General features: G+C 57.4%; 15 protein-coding genes. 8 read left to right on the top strand and 7 right to left on the bottom strand.

Going from position 1 to position 18,214, the window contains the following annotated elements:
* Window positions 1-184: 184 nt before the first annotated feature.
* Both QLG08_RS15045 and QLG08_RS15040 read right to left on the bottom strand, forming a co-directional pair.
* The gene (locus tag QLG08_RS15045; protein WP_014595174.1) at window positions 185-1,924 is read right to left on the bottom strand and encodes a penicillin-binding transpeptidase domain-containing protein; all 1,740 of its coding nucleotides are present in this window, start codon (window positions 1,922-1,924) and stop codon (window positions 185-187) included.
* 276 nt (window positions 1,925-2,200) lie between these two features.
* On the bottom strand, window positions 2,201-4,474 hold the full coding sequence (locus QLG08_RS15040) for a molybdopterin guanine dinucleotide-containing S/N-oxide reductase (protein WP_041457934.1): 2,274 nt from the start codon (window positions 4,472-4,474) through the stop codon (window positions 2,201-2,203).
* A 187-nt stretch (window positions 4,475-4,661) separates the two neighbouring features.
* On the opposite strand from QLG08_RS15040, the gene galR reads away from it, so the two are divergent.
* On the top strand, window positions 4,662-5,672 hold the full coding sequence (galR, locus tag QLG08_RS15035) for an HTH-type transcriptional regulator GalR (RefSeq protein WP_013024371.1): 1,011 nt from the start codon (window positions 4,662-4,664) through the stop codon (window positions 5,670-5,672).
* Between the two features lie 876 nt (window positions 5,673-6,548).
* On the opposite strand, the gene QLG08_RS15030 is transcribed toward galR, so the two are convergent.
* A complete protein-coding gene (locus QLG08_RS15030) occupies window positions 6,549-8,924 on the bottom strand; it encodes a family 20 glycosylhydrolase (RefSeq protein WP_015701088.1) in 2,376 nt (791 codons plus the stop codon).
* Window positions 8,925-9,171: 247 nt separating this feature from the next.
* Here QLG08_RS15030 and nrdD point away from each other — a divergent pair, with 247 nt between their 5' ends.
* Window positions 9,172-11,310, top strand: coding sequence for an anaerobic ribonucleoside-triphosphate reductase (gene nrdD, locus QLG08_RS15025; RefSeq protein WP_014606738.1), 2,139 nt, complete (start codon window positions 9,172-9,174; stop codon window positions 11,308-11,310).
* The gene (gene nrdG / locus QLG08_RS15020) at window positions 11,307-11,774 is read left to right on the top strand and encodes an anaerobic ribonucleoside-triphosphate reductase-activating protein (RefSeq protein WP_014606739.1); all 468 of its coding nucleotides are present in this window, start codon (window positions 11,307-11,309) and stop codon (window positions 11,772-11,774) included. The genes nrdD and nrdG overlap by 4 nt, the downstream gene beginning before the upstream one ends.
* Here the strand turns inward: nrdG and QLG08_RS15015 are convergent.
* Entirely contained in the window at window positions 11,766-12,401 is a 636-nt protein-coding gene (locus tag QLG08_RS15015; protein WP_126843175.1) for an NAD(P)H-binding protein, read from the bottom strand. The two genes, nrdG and QLG08_RS15015, sit on opposite strands and share 9 nt — an antisense overlap.
* 146 nt (window positions 12,402-12,547) lie before the next feature.
* On the opposite strand from QLG08_RS15015, the gene QLG08_RS15010 reads away from it, so the two are divergent.
* A complete protein-coding gene (locus QLG08_RS15010) occupies window positions 12,548-13,069 on the top strand; it encodes a type 1 glutamine amidotransferase domain-containing protein (RefSeq protein WP_013024366.1) in 522 nt (173 codons plus the stop codon).
* 39 nt (window positions 13,070-13,108) lie between these two features.
* Here the strand turns inward: QLG08_RS15010 and QLG08_RS15005 are convergent, their stop codons facing one another.
* Window positions 13,109-13,537, bottom strand: a complete 429-nt coding sequence (locus QLG08_RS15005) for a YhbP family protein (RefSeq protein WP_238493267.1) — start codon at window positions 13,535-13,537, stop codon at window positions 13,109-13,111.
* Between the two features lie 82 nt (window positions 13,538-13,619).
* Here QLG08_RS15005 and QLG08_RS15000 point away from each other — a divergent pair, with 82 nt between their 5' ends.
* Window positions 13,620-13,907 carry a GIY-YIG nuclease family protein gene (locus QLG08_RS15000; protein ID WP_015701091.1) on the top strand — a complete coding sequence of 96 codons (288 nt, stop codon included), beginning with the start codon at window positions 13,620-13,622 and terminating at the stop codon, window positions 13,905-13,907.
* On the opposite strand, the gene QLG08_RS14995 is transcribed toward QLG08_RS15000, so the two are convergent.
* Together QLG08_RS14995 and QLG08_RS14990 are read right to left on the bottom strand one after the other, a co-directional pair.
* Window positions 13,891-14,397, bottom strand: a complete 507-nt coding sequence (locus QLG08_RS14995; RefSeq protein ID WP_072404344.1) for an N-acetyltransferase — start codon at window positions 14,395-14,397, stop codon at window positions 13,891-13,893. The genes QLG08_RS15000 and QLG08_RS14995 overlap by 17 nt on opposite strands.
* Entirely contained in the window at window positions 14,391-14,966 is a 576-nt protein-coding gene (locus QLG08_RS14990) for an SCP2 sterol-binding domain-containing protein (protein ID WP_014595167.1), read from the bottom strand. Before QLG08_RS14990 ends, QLG08_RS14995 begins: the two co-directional genes overlap by 7 nt.
* Before the next feature lie 154 nt (window positions 14,967-15,120).
* Between QLG08_RS14990 and QLG08_RS14985 the strand changes: the two genes are divergently transcribed.
* From QLG08_RS14985 to QLG08_RS14975, 3 genes are all read left to right on the top strand, one after another.
* Entirely contained in the window at window positions 15,121-16,116 is a 996-nt protein-coding gene (locus tag QLG08_RS14985; protein WP_014595166.1) for a peptidase U32 family protein, read from the top strand.
* 9 nt (window positions 16,117-16,125) lie between these two features.
* Entirely contained in the window at window positions 16,126-17,010 is an 885-nt protein-coding gene (locus QLG08_RS14980; RefSeq protein WP_013024360.1) for a U32 family peptidase, read from the top strand.
* Between the two features lie 112 nt (window positions 17,011-17,122).
* Entirely contained in the window at window positions 17,123-18,133 is a 1,011-nt protein-coding gene (locus QLG08_RS14975) for a luciferase-like monooxygenase (protein ID WP_014606746.1), read from the top strand.
* Window positions 18,134-18,214: the final 81 nt, after the last annotated feature.

The raw sequence follows: 18,214 nt of genomic DNA, 5'->3' as shown, positions 1-18,214 counted from the left end.
GCGTGGGTTGGTGTAATAACGATTGGCCTTGCCGGAGCAGTGCCCGTTTTCACACCCATCAATACCTCTGGGATGTCCATACTCTCACCCTGCAGGAGTCAGTGACAGGTGAAAAAGGAAAATGAATTCGGCGAAATGAAACGAGGTGTAAAAACATCCACACCTCACTTACAGTTTGATTTGGTTAGGATTTATCTGAACCGCTATCCACAGGCTTGCTGTAGATGGCATCCGGGGCAATATTCATGTGCTTGAGCACCGGCCCCATGATGTTACCGAACACCGGCGCGGCTACGGAGCCACCGAAGTGATCGCCCGCGGTAGGATGGTTAATCATTACCACCAGCGCCACCTCAGGATGGCTGGCCGGGGCAATACCTGCGGTGTAGTTCACATAACCGCCATCATACTTCCCGCTGCTGCCCATCTTTTCAGCCGTACCGGTTTTGGTGGCCAGTCGATAGCCCGGTACCGCCGCTTTCAGTCCGGTACCGCCCGGCAGGACGTCACTTTCCAGCATGTGCACCACTTCCTTGACCGTTTCCGGATTAGCGACCTGCTTGCCCAGCACCGGCGGCGTCACTTTGGTGATCGACAGCGGACGATAAACGCCATAGGAACCCAGCGTGGCGTATTCACGGGCAATTTGCAGCGGCGTGACGCGCAAACCGTAGCCGAAGGAAAAGGTCGCGCGTTCGATATCGGCCCAGCGCGTGCGGTGCAGCGGGAAATACCCTACGCTTTCGCCGGTCAGCCCCAGCCCGGTGGGTTTACCCAGGCCAAATGCGTAGTAGGTGTTCACCAGGGCTTCCGCCGGCATCGCCAGGGCGATATGAGAAACGCCGATGTCGCTCGATTTTTGCAAAATGCCGGTCATGGTCAGGCGCGGCCAGTGACCGACGTCGCGGATCAGGTGGCCGTTAACCCGGTAAGGCGTGGTATCCAGCACGGAATCCGGCCGGACGAGGTGACGTTCCAGCCCTTCCATCACCACAAGGGGTTTTACCGTTGAACCCGGCTCGTAGCTGTCATTAATGGCGGTATTGCGCATCTGCGCTGGGGTTGCCCCCTGATAGTTGTTGGGGTTGAACGAGGGATAAGAGGCCATCGCCAGAATCTCGCCCGTATCAATTTTAACCAGCACCGCCGCGCCCGAATCCGCCTTGTTTAGCAGCACGCCATCGCGCAGCTTACTGTAGAGCGTGTACTGGCTGAATTTATCAATGCTGAGCTGCACCGTCGGCGGCTGAGTGGGCGGCTGGTAGCTAATCATCGCGATAATATTCCCCGCCGCATCCTGCCGGTAGACTTCTTTGCCCGGCTGGCCCTGCAGGACTTTATCAAAGCCCTTTTCCAGTCCGTTGAGGCCGGTGTTATCGGCCCCCACAATACCAATCAGCGGCGCGGAGGCTTCGCTCATCGGATAAAAGCGACTGTCGTCGTAGACTTCACTGATGCCTTTAAGCTTCAGATCTTTAATATCTTTGGCGATCCCCAGTTCGACTTTGCGCCCGAGATAGAGAAAACGACGTTTGGGGTTAGCGGTGATCTGCGCCGCGACCTCTTCTGGTCGCATACTTAATGCCGCCGCCAGATAGGCCCACTTGGCGCTGGTAAAATCAGGGTTGCTCTCCAGCACGCGCTGCGGATCGGCGATGACATCCCGCGACGGTACGCTGAGCGCCAGCGCTTCGCCGTTGCGATCCAGTAAGGTGCCACGGCTGGTCGGAAGCGTAACGGTACGCAGCGAGCGCTGATCGGCCTCGTGTTCCAGCATGGGCTGATTAAGAAACTGCAAATCGGCGACGCGCACCAGCAGAACAGCCATGCAGGTAAATACGCCCAGGCAGATCAGGCGAAAACGGAAAGGGTTAAACGGGGCTTTTATCTGGTCTTTACCCAGTAATTTTTTAATCCGGGGCATGGCAATCCGCTGCGCTTAAAAAAAAGAGGTCAATCCCGCAGTTATAATCAAAGCACGGGTAAAAACACAGGAAAACTGTGTATCAGTTCGTTATCGTTCAGTTTATTTCGGGCAAAAAAAACCTGCGTATCTACGCAGGTCGGTGTAATCAAGAAAAAATCAGTTGATGTTCACCCATCAATACCTCTGGGATCCTGAATGTAGCAAGCGAAACGGCTTTTTCGCCACGACTGAAACGCAACAGATGCCTGCAAAATGTAACCAGCCGTGTGAACCTTAGGCTTTTGTGCAAACGACATGTTTTTTAATGTCAACCAGGCAACTCATGGCGTTGGGTCCCTGCGTCAGGGATGACGTGCCGATATCCAGGGTTAACACATTGGGGTTGCCCGCCCGGTCAAACGGCTGCCACGCTTTGCCAAAACCGGGATCAAACCAGGCGCCGGTGGAAATGATCACCACGCCCTGCTTCAGCCCCTCGGTCAGACGCACGCCGGCCAGTATTCTGCCGCGCGCATTGCTGACCTCTATTTCGTCACCGTCTCCGATATCCCGCACCGCCGCATCCTGCGGATGCATATACAGGGTTTCATGCCCGGCGGTTTTGTTACCCTGAACGGTAGCCGTCGCATCTAACTGGCTGTGTAACCGGTCCGATGGCTGAATGGAGATCATGTGTAGCGGATAATCACGGCTGGCTGCCGCGCCAAGCCATTCCTGAGGCTCACGCCATTCCGGATGCCCGGCCATATCCTCCAGGTGGTAGTCAGCGATGGTCTGGCAGAACAGCTCAATCTTACCGCTGGCAGTCTGTATCGGGTTGGCCTCGGGATCGGCGCGGAAGTCTTCCATAAAGATATAAGGCTTACCGCCTTCGGGGATCTCCACAAAGCCACGCTGCCAGAACTCACCGAACTCAGGGAAAGGAATGCCACGACGGCCGTGCGCCACCGCACATTGCTGGTAGAGATGTTCTATCCACTGCATCTCGTTGCGCCCTTCGGTGAAGGTATCGCGATAGCCTAAGCGCTCGGCGAGATCGGCAAAAATATCAAAGTCGTTCCGTGCCTGATGTTGCGGCTTAATCGCCTGGTGCATTGCCAGTACAAAACGGTCACGTGATGAACCGCCGATGTCATTACGCTCCAGCGTGGTGGTGGCGGGCAGCACGATATCGGCCATCTGCGCCGCAGGTGTCCAGACGATATCCTGGACCACTACGGTATCCGGCTTCTGCCAGCCTTCCACCAGCCGGTTAAGCTGCTGATGATGGTGAAACGGATTGCCGCCCGCCCAGTGCACCATATGAATGTCCGGATAGTGCAGAGTTTCGCCCTGGAAACCATAAGGCTGGCCGGGATTGAGCAGCATGTCACTGATGCGGGCAACCGGAATGGACAGGCCTGAAGGGTTCGGTCCGGTGCTCATCATCGGCGCGGGGCCTTCCTGACGCGGATTGCCCACGCTGTTCATCGAGCCGTGTCCAAACGAGAAGCCCGCACCCGGCAAGCCCGGCTGCCCGAGCATGGAAGAGAGCGCGATCATCATCCAGTAAGGCTGTTCGCCACGGTGGGCGCGCTGAACCGAATAGGAGCAGGTGATAAAACTGCGTTTGCCGATCAGCTGTCGGGCCAGATGTACAATGCGATCCGCCGGGATATCGGTGATCTTGCTGGCCCAGCCGGGCGTTTTGGCGATGCCGTCGCTTTCACCCAGCAGATAGGCACGTAGCTGTGGCCAACCGGTGCAGTGACGGGCCAGAAACGCCTCGTCGGTCGCACCACGCTGACAAATTTCGTAACCGAGTGCCAGCATCAGCGCCACGTCGGTATTCGGCCGGATCGGTATCCACTCCGCGTTAACAAACTCTGGGCAGTCATCGCGCATCGGGCTGATGTTAATCACCGGCGTGCCTTTTGCCGCCAGCTGCTCCAGCGCCGGTTTCAGGCTGTGCTGGCCTGCGCCGCCGGATGCCACCTGAGCATTTTTTAACGCCAGCCCACCGAAGGCGACAAACACCTCCGCATGTTCCACCACCTGCGGCCAGTCGGTGACGCGCCCGGTCAGCGGCATGTAGGTGCCCATCACGTAAGGTAGGAAAAACTGCGCGGCGCCCCAGCTGTAGTTGCCTTGCTGATCGACGCCACCGCCACCCTGGAAATAGAAGCGGCGCACCAGCGTACGCGCATGGTTGACGCGCCCCGCCGATGACCAGCCGTAAGAGCCATTAAAAATGCCGGATGCACCGTAGCGTTCGCGAATACGGCGATTTTCCTCTGCCACCAGATCCAGCGCCGTCTCCCAGTCAACGGCAACAAAATCTTCGCGTCCGCGCAGCGTGCGGTCACTGTTTTCGCGCGATTTCAGCCATGAGCGGCGCACCATGGGCTGGCGAATACGTTTGTCTGAGTAAACCAGTTCCGGGATGGTGTTGAGCATCGGCGAGGGATCGGCGTCGGCAAAAAAAGGTTCGCAGCCGATAAGACGATCGTTTTCGCTTACCGCGGTAAAGGCGCCCCAGTGCGCCAGATGTGGCACTTTAGTTTTCATGGTCATCGCTATGGCAGGTGTTGGGATCAGCAGCATAGCATGGGCCGCAACCTGAACAGAAGGCATCACCAACCGTCTGATTTTACCCTGTTTGCGACAGCGCTGGCATTCTGTTGTCTTGATGTGCGCCCGCTTTTCCGTAACACTGGTGCGATGTGTAAACGTTTCCCCAAAATCAGGTAATCGCATGGCCACCATTAAGGATGTTGCCCGGTTGGCGGGAGTTTCCGTCGCCACGGTTTCCCGCGTCATCAACAATTCGCCTAAAGCCAGTGACAGTTCACGCCAGGCGGTCAGCCAGGCGATGGAGTCGCTGCAGTATCATCCAAACGCCAATGCACGGGCGCTGGCGCAGCAGTCCACTGAAACGCTGGGGCTGGTGGTCGGGGATGTTTCCGATCCGTTTTTTGGCGCGATGGTGAAGGCCGTTGATGAGGTGGCGGGCCAGACAGGCAACTTTCTGCTGATTGGTAACGGTTACCATAATGAGCAAAAAGAGCGGCAGGCTATTGAGCAGCTGATGCGCCATCGCTGCGCGGCACTGGTGGTGCACGCCAAGAAAATCCCCGACAGCGAGCTGGAAGTGTTGATGAAGCAGATGCCGGGCATGGTCTTACTGAACCGTCTGCTGAAGGGCTTTGAAAAGCGCTGCATCGCGCTGGACGACCGCTACGGCGCCTGGCTGGCGACGCGCCATCTGATTCAACTGGGCCATCAGAATATTGCGTTTATCTGCTCCACTCACACGATTTCCGATGCGGAGGATCGCCTGCAGGGTTATTACGACGCGCTGCAGGAGCACGGCCTGCCCTGCAACGATCGGCTGGTCGCCTGGGGCGAGCCGGACGAAGTCGGCGGCGAGCAGGCGATGACGGAGTTGCTGGGACGCGGTAAAAACTTCAGCGCCGTGGCCTGCTACAACGACTCCATGGCCGCTGGTGCCCTGGCGGTGCTGAGCGACAACGGCGTGCAGGTGCCGGAAGAGATGTCACTCATCGGCTTCGATGACGTGCTGGTTTCCCGCTACGTTCGCCCTCGTTTAACCACGGTGCGTTACCCGATTGTCACCATGGCGCAGCAGGCCGCTGAACTGGCTCTGGCGCTGGCACATCAACAGCCGCTGCCGGAAGTGACCAATATGTTCAGTCCCACGCTGGTCCGCCGTCATTCAGTCGGCGGCCCGGCAACCTCATCCTGAGTGGATCGTTGCCTTGCCGCGACGCTCAGCGCGGCATAACCTCCCCCTGGAAACCCATCCGCCAAATCATCCCCAAACCATTGTTCAAAATGTCTTTTCCATTCCTAACCTTCAAGGGAATAAGCCGGTGGCATTCGTGTTGCGGGAAGGCGGCAAGGTGAGTCATCCCCGGGAGCTTACTGCAGTAAGTGACCAATATGTTCAGTCCCACGCTGGTCCGCCGTCATTCAGTCGGCGGACCAGCGACCTCATCCTGAGTTCATCTTTACCTTGCCGCGACGCTCAGCGCGGCATAACCTCCCCCTGGAAACCCATCCGCCAAATCATCCCCAAACCATTGTTCAAAATGTCTTTTCCATTCCTAACCTTCAAGGGAATAAGCCGGTGGCATTCGTGTTGCGGGAAGGCGGCAAGGTGAGTCATCCCCGGGAGCTTACTGCAGTAAGTGACCAATATGTTCAGTCCCACGCTGGTCCGCCGTCATTCAGTCGGCGGACCAGCGACCTCATCCTGAGTTCATCTTTACCTTGCCGCGACGCTCAGCGCGGCATAACCGCCCCCTGGAAACCCATCCGCCAAATCATCCCCAAACCATTGTTCAAAATGTCTTTTCCATCCCTCATCTTCTGCGGAATAAGCCGGTGGCATTCGTGTTGCAGGAAGGCGGCAAGGTGAGTCATCCCCGGGAGCTTACTGCAGTAAGTGACCGGGGTGATGAGCCGCGGCCAACGCACCTGCGGCGCGAAGGACGCCAGCTTATTGGCTGGGGTGATGAGCAGCGGCAAAGGTCACCTGCGGCGCGAAGGACGCCAGCTTATTGGCTGGGGTGATGAGTCGCGGCCAAGGACACCTGCGGCGCGAAGGACACCCGCTTATTCATTTGAAGGCGCGGAGGAGGGCCTCAAGAGGCCTGACAAGGGCGATGACGGTTTCGTCCTGCACCTGCGCCGCCGCATCCAGCTTCGCATGCATTTGCGCCATTTCGCTGGCCCCAAACGCCTGGTTACGGACATAGGCATTCACCATGTTGATGCCCATGACGCTCAGCTCATCCACCTGTTTCGCGCTGCTTTCCAGCGCCTTAAGTGGCGCGCTGCCGTTGAGTAATGGCGCAACCTGAGCAGCGTTATCGTGCCAGCGTTGGAGTTGAGAGCGAATAGCTGCGGCAGCCGCCACGTTGCTTCTGTCTTCAACCAGCGCGACCACCTGCTTATCCAGTGTTCTGACGGCGTCGCTTTCTGCCGGTAAAACATCGGCCAGCCGGTTCAGCGGCTCAAAGTAGTTGTAATGCCCGGCCTGAAACTTGAGATGCTGTCGAGTGTAATACTGGGCCGGTTCCAGCGCCTGAGCCAGCACGCGCAGCGGCTGAATATCCGTGCTGTTTGCAAGCCGCGTCATCTGTCGGTCTGCCTGATAATGCTGCTGCAGCCCCACCGATACGGTCGTCCAGCGGTCCATTGCCGCCAGCCGCTGGTACATGCTGTCGGGATCGGTGACATCCTGGGCTGACCATAACCGCTCCGCAACCACAAACGCACGCGGCCAGAGTTTGGTATCAATAATCGCGCTGTTGACGTTTTCGGCCCACAGCGCGGCCTCACCGCCCAGCAGGTTTTGCTGCATCTGGCGCGCATCCGGCAGCACAGGCTGAATCCCCCTGGGCACCGCGTCGAGCCGCTGCCCTTCGGCCGCGTAACGGACGTTACCCACCAGCATGTATCCGCTCAGTTGATTGTTCGCCAGGGTGACGACCGGTTTGAACGGTCCCATCCAGGTATCCACCGTGAACGTCAGCCGGTTCGCCGAAAGCCAGTCGATGGCGTTCACCAGACGACGCGATTTTCCGGCAAAGTCGATAAAACCGCGCCAGCCGTCGCGGCCTTTAATCAGGGTGAAACTCCCCGTTACCGGGCTGCCTTTTAACCGTGGCATGGTAAAGGACCAGCTCTGAGCCTGTTCGCCCGACTGCACCACATCCTGGCCGTTAAGGCCCTGAGGATAGATTTCGTTGCGATAGTGATAGCTGGCCGGCTGAGGCTGATCGAGATAAAAACCCGTGGACAGAATGCCGCGATAGCCGTTTTTCGCTACCGTGCCCAGTGCATCCTGTCCCTGCCAGGACTGAATCAGAATGCTGTGCGGCAGATCGGGATGGGCAATTTCATCCCAGCCCACCATGCGCCGCTGGTGTTTTTCGAGGATTTTCTCAACGCGCTGATTGAACCAGGCCTGCAGCGCATGGGGATCGGCTAATCCACGATCGCGCATAAACTGCTGAACAGCGGCGGATGCCTGCCACTGGCTGGGATCCACCTCATCGCCACCGATATGCAGGTAGGGATCGGGGAAGATCGCTGCCATCTCCCCCACCAGCGCGTCAATAACCTGATAAACCTGTTCGTTGCTGGGATCCAGCAAGGGTTTGAAAACGCCCCACCCGCGCTCCATCTGATACGGCCCCGGCGCGCTGATCAGTTCCGGCATCGCCACCGCCAGCGCGGAGGCATGGCCGGGTATATCCAGCTCCGGCACCACGCGCACGCCACGCTCAGCCGCATACTGCACCACCTCACGCATCTCCGCCTGAGTATAGAAAAGCCCGTCGCTGGCTTTCTGCTGCAGTTGCGGATAGCGGAGGGAGGCAAAGCGCCAGCCCTGATCGTCGGTGAGATGCCAGTGCAGCACGTTCATTCGCGCCGCCGCGATCCCATCGATCTGGCGTTTCAGCGTTCTGACCGGCATAAAATGGCGGGCGCTGTCGATAAGGATGCCGCGCCAGGCAAAGCGCGGTTTATCGTGAATCGTTATCCAGGGAATACGGGTGCCTTCGGCACTGTTTTCTATCAGCTGCAGTAACGTTTCCATGCCGCGCATCGCGCCAAAGCGGCTGTTGGCTTTCAGCAGCACGCCGTCGCGGTTGACGTCCAGTTGGTAACTTTCATCGCTGTCAGGCTGAGGGACAGGGTTGACCGCCTGCGCGATGGCAATACGAATTGTGGGATGCTCAACCGGCTGATCGGCGGGTAACAGCGGCCAGCCGGTTTGGCGAGCGATGCGCGACAGCCAGCGTGTTTCGGCGCCGGGCAGCGTGTCCCCGACAATCTGTAGCGTCAGCTGTGGGGTGAGCGTCAGCCAGCCTGCGTGGGCAGGTTGCTCAACCTGCTGTGGCCACGGCATGAGCGGCAGCGTATCGGCGGCGGCGGAAAAGGTCAGCGCACAACAACAGATCAGCACATTTCGACGTAACGGCATTGGCACGGCTCCCTGCGGGTCAATGGCTAAAAAGAACGATAAACAGAGTTAAGTCATTTTGCTCCGCTAAGCAAATTCGCCCGCCGGAAAAGGCGATCTCGGGTCTGTTTTTTTTCAGTGTCGATTTTATCTTCTTGTTCAAGGCTTCTTTGCTTCAGGTCAAAAACAAGCCGATTAATTCACTGCAATTACTACATGTTGAGTCTAAAATCCAAAAACACACCCATATGTAGTTAACGGAGAAAAAATGGCAACGGTGGTGGTGAAGCGCGACGGATGCCGCGTAGGCTTTGATTCACAGCGTATCGCCGCAGCAGTGAAGGCTGCGGCACGGGCGGCAAACGTGGAAGATGCACGGTGGTGCGACACGGTGGCCGATCGGGTCAGCACTCAACTGGCCCATCGTCAGGAAGTGGATATCGGTGACATCCAGTATGCGGTGGAAGAAACGCTCATGGCCGGGCCTTACCCGCAGCTGGCACGCACCTATATTGAGTATCGTCACGATCGCGACGTGGAGCGCGAGCGCCGCAGCCATCTGCATCACGCCATTCGTGGTCTGGTGGATCAGACCAACGCCGCCCTGCTGCATGAAAATGCCAATAAAGACAGCAAAGTGATCCCCACCCAGCGCGATCTGCTGGCCGGGATCGTCGCGAAGCACTATGCGCAGCAGCAGATCCTCCCCCGGGACGTCGTTCAGGCGCATGAACGCGGCGAGATCCACTATCACGATCTCGATTATTCCCCCTTCTTCCCCATGTTCAACTGCATGCTGATCGACCTGAAAGGGATGCTGACCAACGGCTTCAAGATGGGTAATGCCGAGATCGAGCCGCCAAAATCCATCGCCACCGCAACGGCCGTCACGGCGCAGATCATTGCGCAGGTCGCCAGCCATATTTACGGTGGAACCACGCTGAACCGCATTGATGAAGTGCTGGCACCCTATGTGGAAAAGAGCTTCGCAAAACACCTTGCCGTGGCGCAGGACTGGCACATTCCTCAGGCGGACGCCTATGCTCGCGAACGTACCGAAAAAGAGTGCTATGACGCCTTCCAGTCGCTGGAATACGAGGTAAATACGTTACACACGGCAAACGGGCAAACCCCGTTCGTGACCTTTGGTTTTGGCCTGGGCACGAGTTGGGCGGCACGGCTGGTTCAGACCTCCATTTTGCGTAACCGCCTGGCGGGGCTGGGTAAAAATCACAAAACCGCCGTGTTCCCAAAGCTGGTCTTTACGATTCGGGAAGGCGTGAACCGCCGTGCGGGAGAGGTTAACTACGACATTAAGCAACTGGCGCTGACCTGTGCCAGTAAGCGGATGTATCCCGACATTCTGAATTATGATCAGGTGGTCCAGGTCACTGGCTCCTTTAAAACTCCCATGGGCTGCCGCAGTTTTCTGGGCGTTTACGAGGAAAACGGTGAGCAGATTCATGAAGGCCGGAATAATATCGGCGTCATCAGCCTTAATTTACCGCGCATTGCGCTGGAAGCAGACGGAGACGAAACCCGTTTCTGGACCTTGCTGGATGCGCGGCTGGCGCTGGCGAAGCGGGCGCTCATGACGCGCGTTGCCCGACTCGAAAAAACCAAAGCCCGCGTTGCGCCTATCCTGTACATGGAAGGCGCCTGCGGCGTGCGGCTTAATGCCGATGATGAGATTGGCCCCATTTTCCGCAATGGCCGCGCCTCGCTGTCACTGGGCTATATCGGTCTGCATGAAACCCTGAATGCCCTGAGTGGCGCGCAACACCATCCTTTCGATGATGCGGCGCTGCGCGCTAAAGGCGTTGCCATCGTGGCCCATATGCGTGCGGCTACCGATGCCTGGAAAGACGAAACCGGCTACGGCTTTAGTCTCTACAGCACGCCCAGTGAGAACCTGTGCGACCGCTTCTGTCGTCTGGATGCCGCGCAGTTTGGCGTGGTAAAGGGGGTAACCGATAAAGGCTACTACACCAACAGCTTCCATCTGGACGTTGAGAAGAAGGTGAATCCCTACGATAAGATCGATTTTGAAGCGCCCTATCCGTCGTTGGCTAACGGCGGGTTTATCTGTTACGGCGAATATCCCAACGTGCAGCACAACCTCAAGGCGCTGGAAGACGTGTGGGATTACAGCTATGACCGCGTGCCCTACTACGGCACCAACACGCCGATTGACGAGTGCTACGAATGCGGGTTCAACGGGGAATTCACCTGCACCAGTCGCGGCTTTACCTGCCCCAACTGCGGCAATCACGATCCTGCCCGGGTTTCGGTTACGCGCCGCGTATGTGGCTATCTCGGCAGCCCGGATGCGCGTCCGTTTAACGCCGGTAAACAGCAGGAAGTGCAGCGTCGGGTGAAGCACCTGGATAGCGGACAGCTGGGATGATGCGCATCCATCGTTACTACGATGTGGATATCGTGAACGGGCCCGGCACGCGCTGTACGCTGTTTGTCTCAGGCTGCGAGCATCAGTGTCGCGGCTGTTACAACCAGAGCACCTGGCGGCTGGATTCCGGCGTGCCGTTTACGCTGGAAATGGAGGAGCAGCTGTTAGCGGATTTACAGGATACGCGTATCCCGCGTCAGGGTTTATCGCTGAGCGGCGGCGATCCGCTGCATCCTCATAACGTGCCGCATGTTCGTCGGTTAGTGAAACGGGTAAAACAGACGTGCGCAGGCAAAGATATCTGGTTGTGGACCGGCTATGACATGCAGGCACTCAGCCCGGCACAGCGCGCGATCCTGCCCTGGATAGACGTGGTGATTGACGGGCGGTTTGAAGAGGCAGAACGCGATGCCACGCTCCTGTGGCGCGGCAGCCGAAATCAGAAAATCTGGTATCTACGCTGAAACACGGGGGATCGCGCCGGACTCGATCAGCGTGAACCCCGTATTTTCTTCGGCAAACGCCTGGTGATGCAGGCAGCGAGCCACGTCCTGAGCCGACACGGCACGCCAGTTGCCTGGCAACCAGGCGAACAGCGGAGCCATCAGGCTTTCTCCCCGACGTTTATCTTTTCGTTCACCCAGCAACAGCGAAGGCCGGACCACCGTCAGGCTCGGCCACGCCTGATGGCGCAGCGCATTTTCCATCTCACCTTTCACGCGATTGTATAAAAAGGGGGAGTGACGGTTAGCACCGTGCGCACTGACCACCAGCATCTTTCTGGCCCCCAGACGTAACGCGTTCAGGGCGGTATCCACCACCAGCGTGTAATCCACGTGAATAAAGACCTCTTTACTGCCCGCCTGCTTACGCGTGGTGCCCAGACAGCAAAATACCGTCGTCAGCGGTGCCTCCAGCGGGCGCAGGACATCCGTGAGATCGGCTTCAACAGGGTTGACGACCTTGTTCATTGCGGGAAGCGCACGACGGCTGGGCGCAATAATTTCATCCACGCGCGGATCGTCGATCAGTAAACGCAGCAGACAGGATCCCACTAAGCCGGTTGCGCCCGTCAGTAATACACGATTCATCTCAGAATATTCCCTGTTTCGCTGCCAGCCGTGCAAAATCTGGCCAATGTGAGCCGCCTGGCTTGCGTTCTCAGAATCGACAACCAGGCTTAACAGGTCATCAGGATAGCGCAGTATGCGCCTGACATGCCTAAAGGAGAGTATAGATGAGCACCAGAATTGCGGTTCTGATCACCGATGAATTTGAAGACTCTGAGTTTACCTCGCCAGCCGAAGTCTACAAACGTGCAGGCTATGAGGTGGTTACCATTGAGGAACAGGCGGGTAAAACCGTGAAGGGCAAACAGGGCGATGCTGAAGTCACCATCGATCGCAGCATCGACGACGTTAGCCCGGCGGAATTTGACGCACTGCTGCTACCGGGTGGACACTCGCCGGATGCACTGCGCGGTGACGACCGCTTTGTTGCCTTTACCAAAGACTTTGTGGCCAGCGGCAAACCCATCTTTGCTATCTGCCACGGGCCACAACTGCTGATCAGCGCCAACGGCGTTCGCGGTCGTAAAATGACCAGCGTGAAGGCCATTGCGATCGACCTGATCAATGCGGGTGCCGACTTCCGTGATGAGGAAGTGGTGGTTGACGGTGACAAGCTGGTCACCAGCCGTACGCCGGCGGATCTGCCTGCCTTTAACCGCGAGTCCCTGCGTATTCTGCAGGCACTGTAACGGCCCACGCCCTTTTCCGCCAGGAAGGGGGCGCTTTATTTACGCCTCGCGTTGCCAGACAATTTTTTTGCCGAAACCCAGCACATTGTCGGTCATTTTCAGCTCATCAAGCGTAATTTCCCACAGGGGCGCAGAAACCTTGCGCGAAACCGGGAAGCGACGCTGGTACGCGGTGCGCGCCTCAGACGCGTCTTCTTCGCTGAGCGGCCGGATATGACCCCGATACTGCACGCCTTTTATCAGCAGTACCGTCTTCGGCTGTCCATTGATTGTCCCCGCCACGCGGTTATTTTTCATTGCTAACAGGCCATGACGCGTATCCGACTCCGTCATGAGCCAGAAAGCCATGCGTAATTCATCAAACACGTAGTAGCAGTTTGCACACCACAGATCATCGTCAGCACAGCAGCACAGGGACAGCACATGCTGCTTTTTCAGGTAGCGAACAAGATGGGCAAGGTCAGACACAATCAACTCCGGGTAAGGGCGACGGATAGCACGGCGCAAAGAAGCGCGCTACACTGCCGGACGGGCATTTCTGGAACACATTATGAGTCAGCACTGGCAACTTTACCTGATACAAACGGCCGCAGGCATGCTGTATACCGGCATCACAACCGACGTTGCGCGCCGCCTTGGACAACATGCCTGTGGGCGCGGGGCGCGTGCCCTGCGCGGTAAGGGCCCGTTGGCGCTGGTCTATGCCTGCGCGGCGGGCGACCGGTCGCAGGCTTCCGCGCTGGAGTACCAGGTTAAGCAACTGACCCGTCAACGAAAACTACAGTTGGTTGCCGAGCAACCCGTAAGCCTTGCCGCCTGGCTCACGGCAGTGGATTAAAAGGCGCGGAATACTCAATGCGCCCTTCGGCCCCGTCAAACGCGTTGTCTGCCAGAGGGTACACCAGGAAAGAGGCTTCGCTATCCGGCCAGCGGCAGTGCAACCCATGCCGTGCTGCGGGCTCGAAACCCAGGTGGTGATACAATGCGGGATCGCCCCTTACCACAACGGCGCTGTAGCCAAACTCATTCAGCGTATCCAGACCTTCGTAGACCAACTGTTTCGCTATGCCCTGCCCACGTAGGCTTTCATCCACGGCCAGCGGAGCCAGTCCGACCCAGTTGCGATCTTCCCCCTGCAGGGTAACCGGGCTGAAGGCGGCATAGCCCAGCACCTGCCCTTCATCGTCTGTGGCGACGACGCCCAGCGTTAGCAGCCCGTCTTCACGCAGGGCCTGAGTCAACTCGGCTTCGGCTGAGGTGGGAAAACAGCGTCGCAGTAATGCATCGATACCGGCGGCATCCACGCCAATTTCTGTGCGTATTAACATGAGACACCCGCGCGTGCCTGTGCGGCTTTCGCGTCCTGTTGCATTGTTGTCTCCACGATTGCGGCCATCTGTTGAATGGCGGTACGTAACCCCTTGGGCATGGTGTTGAGTTCAATTGCATCCATTACGTTCTTAACCTCCAGTCCCAGTTCCGTATCCCCTTCGATCAGCAGTCGGCGCTGAAAGAAAAGCATATCAGGATCCGCTTTGCGTGCTGCTACCAGCAACAAATCATTGGCGTTGCCCCGGAACCAGACATCTGCTTCGGCATGCTGCAACACCCTCAGTTGGCCGCCTTCCAGCGTGGTGATCCACGTGAGATTAATATCGCTAATCTCAATCCCCAAAAAGCGTCCCTGAAGAAAGTCTAACTCACCTTCGGCTAAAACATGACGAAATTGCCAGTTTAAGAGTTGTTGCAAGAGCTGCTTCTTCAATATGAAGGGAGCAAGTGTTGCAGGTAAGCTAAGGATTTTAGGGCCGTTTTTGACTAAACTGGCAGATAACCGCTGGAACACGTTTTGCACTCCTGTCACAAAAATTTTAGCTATATTGCCATAGAGTGCCATTCCCGCCTCCTTTGAGATCAATAAAACCTATCGTAAGCGGGTTAAAAAAAAGCCAGGCTATCTCATCAATGACCGTTTCACTGCCCTAAATCAACATTTGCCCAAAGCGCCATGACTAGACTCGTGCCCCATCTGCATCACGAGAGGATTGAGTATGGAGCTGCTGTGTCCGGCCGGAAACCTGCCTGCGATACGAAGTGCGGTCGAAAATGGTGCCGATGCGGTTTATGTCGGACTGAAAGATGACACCAACGCGCGTCACTTTGCAGGATTGAATTTTACAGATAAGAAACTGCACGAAGCGGCGTACTACCTTCATCAGCATCGCCGTAAGCTGCACGTGGCGATCAATACCTTTGCACATCCTGACGGCATGCAGCGCTGGCAGCGGGCTATCGATGTGGCGGCAGACAGCGGTGCTGATGCGCTGATCCTGGCGGATATTGCAACGCTGGAATATGCCACCGCGCGCTATCCTCACATCGAACGTCATCTGTCAGTGCAGGCTTCCGCCACCAACCTTGAGGCCATTCGTTTTTATCATCGCCATTTCAATTTGCACCGAGTGGTACTGCCGCGCGTACTGTCGATTCATCAGGTAAAACAGCTGGCGCGCAGTACACCTGTTCCGCTGGAGGTCTTTGCCTTTGGCAGCCTGTGCATCATGGCCGAGGGCCGCTGCTACCTCTCTTCCTGGCTAACCGGTGAATCGCCAAACAGTAAAGGCGCCTGCTCCCCCGCGAAGTTTGTTCGCTGGCAACAAACACCGGCCGGCATGGAGGTGCGCCTTAATGACGTGCTGATCGATCGCTATCGCGCAGAGGAAAGCGCCGGCTATCCCACGCTGTGCAAAGGCCGTTATCAGGTTGACGACCAGCGCTATCACGTGCTGGAAGAGCCCACCAGCCTGAATACGCTTGAACTGTTGCCAGAGCTGATGCGGGCAGGCATTGCCTCCGTAAAAATCGAAGGCCGTCAGCGCAGCCCTGCCTACGTATCCGATGTCGCCCGCGTCTGGCGTCAGGCTATCGATCGCTGTCAAGCTCAGCCGGATAACTTTGAAGTGGCACAACAGTGGACGAAAACGCTGGGGGCCCTGTCAGAAGGCACGCAGACCACCTTAGGCGCCTATCATCGTGACTGGCAGTGAGGAAAAACCATGAAATACTCTCTCGGCCCCGTGCTCTGGTACTGGCCCACCGCCACGCTGGAACATTTTTATCACCTCACTGCTGACAGCAGCGCTGACATTGTTTGTCTTGGGGAAGCCGTCTGCAGCAAGCGACGCGCCACGCCTTTTGCCGCCTGGATGGATTTAGCACGAATGCTGTCAGCCCGTGGGAAGCAGGTGGTCATTAGCACGCTGGCTTTGCTGCAATCCCCTTCTGAGCTCAAAGAGCTACAGCGCTATGTAGAGAACGGCGAGTTTATTATTGAGGCCAACGACCTGGGCACCGTGAATATGGCGGCAGAGCGCAAGCTGCCCTTCGTTGCGGGGCCCACGCTCAATGTTTATAACGCCGATACGCTGCAGCTTTTAGTCAAAGAGGGCATGACGCGCTGGTGCTTGCCCGTTGAAATGCCGCGCGACTGGCTAGTGGAGCTGCTCCAGCAGTGTGAGACAAGGGGCATCCGCCAGCAGTTCGAGGTGGAGGTGCTGGGTTATGGTCATTTGCCGCTGGCCCTGTCAGCCCGCTGCTTTACAGCACGTTCGGAGAATCGCGCCAAAGATGCCTGCGAAACCTGCTGTATTCATTATCCCCATGGACGCCGGGTCCTCTCACAGGAATCGCAACAGGTTTTCGTCCTGAACGGTATCCAGACTCTGAGCGGTTACTGCTATAACCTGGGGAACGATCTGGTTGGTATGCACAACTATGTAGATATCGTGCGGTTGTCACCTCAGGATGAGGAAACCTTAAGCCTTATTGACCGTTTCCGCGCAAATGAAGAGGGGCAGGCCCCCCTGGATCTGGCGAAAAATCGGGACTGTAATGGCTACTGGCGCAAGCTGCCGGGCATGGTTTTGCAGGCTGGCGACTGAAAGGCACATACAGGCAACATACGGCGAGTGTAAAAAGTTTTAATATGGCGGATGTTACGCAATACTTGATGGCGCAGGGTATGACACCTGCGCTATACACTCTGGAGTACTCATGTCTGAGAAAAAAAGCGTTCGCCTCTCCGTACTCGATCTTGCCCCTGTTCCTCAGGGTGCCACGCCTCGTGATGCGTTTCACCATTCACTCGCGCTGGCGCGTCAGGCTGAAGCCCTGGGATTCGAACGTTACTGGCTGGCTGAACACCATAATATGACCGGCATTGCCAGTGCCGCCACGTCTGTGCTGATTGGCTATCTGGCCGCGAACACCACAACGCTGCGTCTGGGTTCGGGCGGCATTATGTTGCCGAATCACGCGCCGCTGGTGATTGCAGAACAGTTCGGCACTCTGGCCTCGCTTTATCCCGACCGTATCGATCTGGGATTAGGCCGCGCCCCCGGCTCGGATCAGCGCACCATGCTGGCCCTGCGCCGCAACCTGTCGGGCATTCAGGCCGATACCTTCCCGGACGATGTCGCTGAGTTGATCGACTGGTTTGATGCGGAAGCCGGCGCGCAGCCACCTGTTCAGCCGGTGCCCGGTTTAGGCCTGAAAATTCCGGTGTGGCTGCTGGGTTCCAGCCTTTACAGCGCACAGCTGTCGGCCAAAATGGGACTGCCGTTTGCCTTCGCCTCGCACTTTGCCCCGGACCAGCTGTTCCAGGCTCTGCATGTCTATCGCGAGAACTTTACGCCTTCAGCCCGTCTCGCCGAGCCGTACGCTACGGTGTGCATTAACGTGGTTGCCGCTGACAGCGAAAGCGACGCGCGTTTCCTGTTCACTTCAATGCAGCAGCAGTTTATTAATCTGCGCCGTGGCAAGCCGGGCCCGCTGCCTGCCCCGGTCGAGAACATGGACAGCCTGTGGTCGCCGTCAGAACAGTATGGCGTTCAGCAGGCGCTGAGCATGTCGCTGGTAGGGGATGTCGAGAAAGTGCGTCACGGACTGGCTTCACTGCTGCGTGAAACCCAGGCGGATGAGATTATGGTTAACGGTCAGATTTACGATACGCAAGCCCGTCTGCACTCGTTTAAGCTGGCGATGGACGCTGCACGCAGCCTGTAAAGCAGCAGCCGCCCTTCTGGGATAAGCCAGAAGCAGGACAAAAAAAGGGAAGCCCGCAGGCTTCCCTTTTTATTACGACGA

The sequence above is a fragment of the Pantoea sp. V106_11 genome, from assembly GCF_029967885.1.
GTDB classification, from domain to species: domain Bacteria; phylum Pseudomonadota; class Gammaproteobacteria; order Enterobacterales; family Enterobacteriaceae; genus Pantoea; species Pantoea ananatis.
This window is presented reverse-complemented; position numbering and strand designations above follow the sequence as displayed.

Excerpts from the sequence above, each read along its gene's own strand:
- nrdG (WP_014606739.1), top strand. The coding sequence starts at position 11,307 with ATGATGCGCATCCATCGTTACTACGATGTGGATATCGTGAACGGGCCC.
- QLG08_RS14990 (WP_014595167.1), bottom strand. The coding sequence starts at position 14,966 with ATGGCACTCTATGGCAATATAGCTAAAATTTTTGTGACAGGAGTGCAA.
- QLG08_RS15010 (WP_013024366.1), top strand. The coding sequence starts at position 12,548 with ATGAGCACCAGAATTGCGGTTCTGATCACCGATGAATTTGAAGACTCT.
- QLG08_RS15015 (WP_126843175.1), bottom strand. The coding sequence starts at position 12,401 with ATGAATCGTGTATTACTGACGGGCGCAACCGGCTTAGTGGGATCCTGT.
- QLG08_RS14980 (WP_013024360.1), top strand. The coding sequence starts at position 16,126 with ATGAAATACTCTCTCGGCCCCGTGCTCTGGTACTGGCCCACCGCCACG.
- QLG08_RS14995 (WP_072404344.1), bottom strand. The coding sequence starts at position 14,397 with ATGTTAATACGCACAGAAATTGGCGTGGATGCCGCCGGTATCGATGCA.
- nrdD (WP_014606738.1), top strand. The coding sequence starts at position 9,172 with ATGGCAACGGTGGTGGTGAAGCGCGACGGATGCCGCGTAGGCTTTGAT.
- QLG08_RS14975 (WP_014606746.1), top strand. The coding sequence starts at position 17,123 with ATGTCTGAGAAAAAAAGCGTTCGCCTCTCCGTACTCGATCTTGCCCCT.
- QLG08_RS15030 (WP_015701088.1), bottom strand. The coding sequence starts at position 8,924 with ATGCCGTTACGTCGAAATGTGCTGATCTGTTGTTGTGCGCTGACCTTT.
- QLG08_RS14985 (WP_014595166.1), top strand. The coding sequence starts at position 15,121 with ATGGAGCTGCTGTGTCCGGCCGGAAACCTGCCTGCGATACGAAGTGCG.
- QLG08_RS15045 (WP_014595174.1), bottom strand. The coding sequence starts at position 1,924 with ATGCCCCGGATTAAAAAATTACTGGGTAAAGACCAGATAAAAGCCCCG.
- QLG08_RS15040 (WP_041457934.1), bottom strand. The coding sequence starts at position 4,474 with ATGAAAACTAAAGTGCCACATCTGGCGCACTGGGGCGCCTTTACCGCG.
- QLG08_RS15000 (WP_015701091.1), top strand. The coding sequence starts at position 13,620 with ATGAGTCAGCACTGGCAACTTTACCTGATACAAACGGCCGCAGGCATG.
- galR (WP_013024371.1), top strand. The coding sequence starts at position 4,662 with ATGGCCACCATTAAGGATGTTGCCCGGTTGGCGGGAGTTTCCGTCGCC.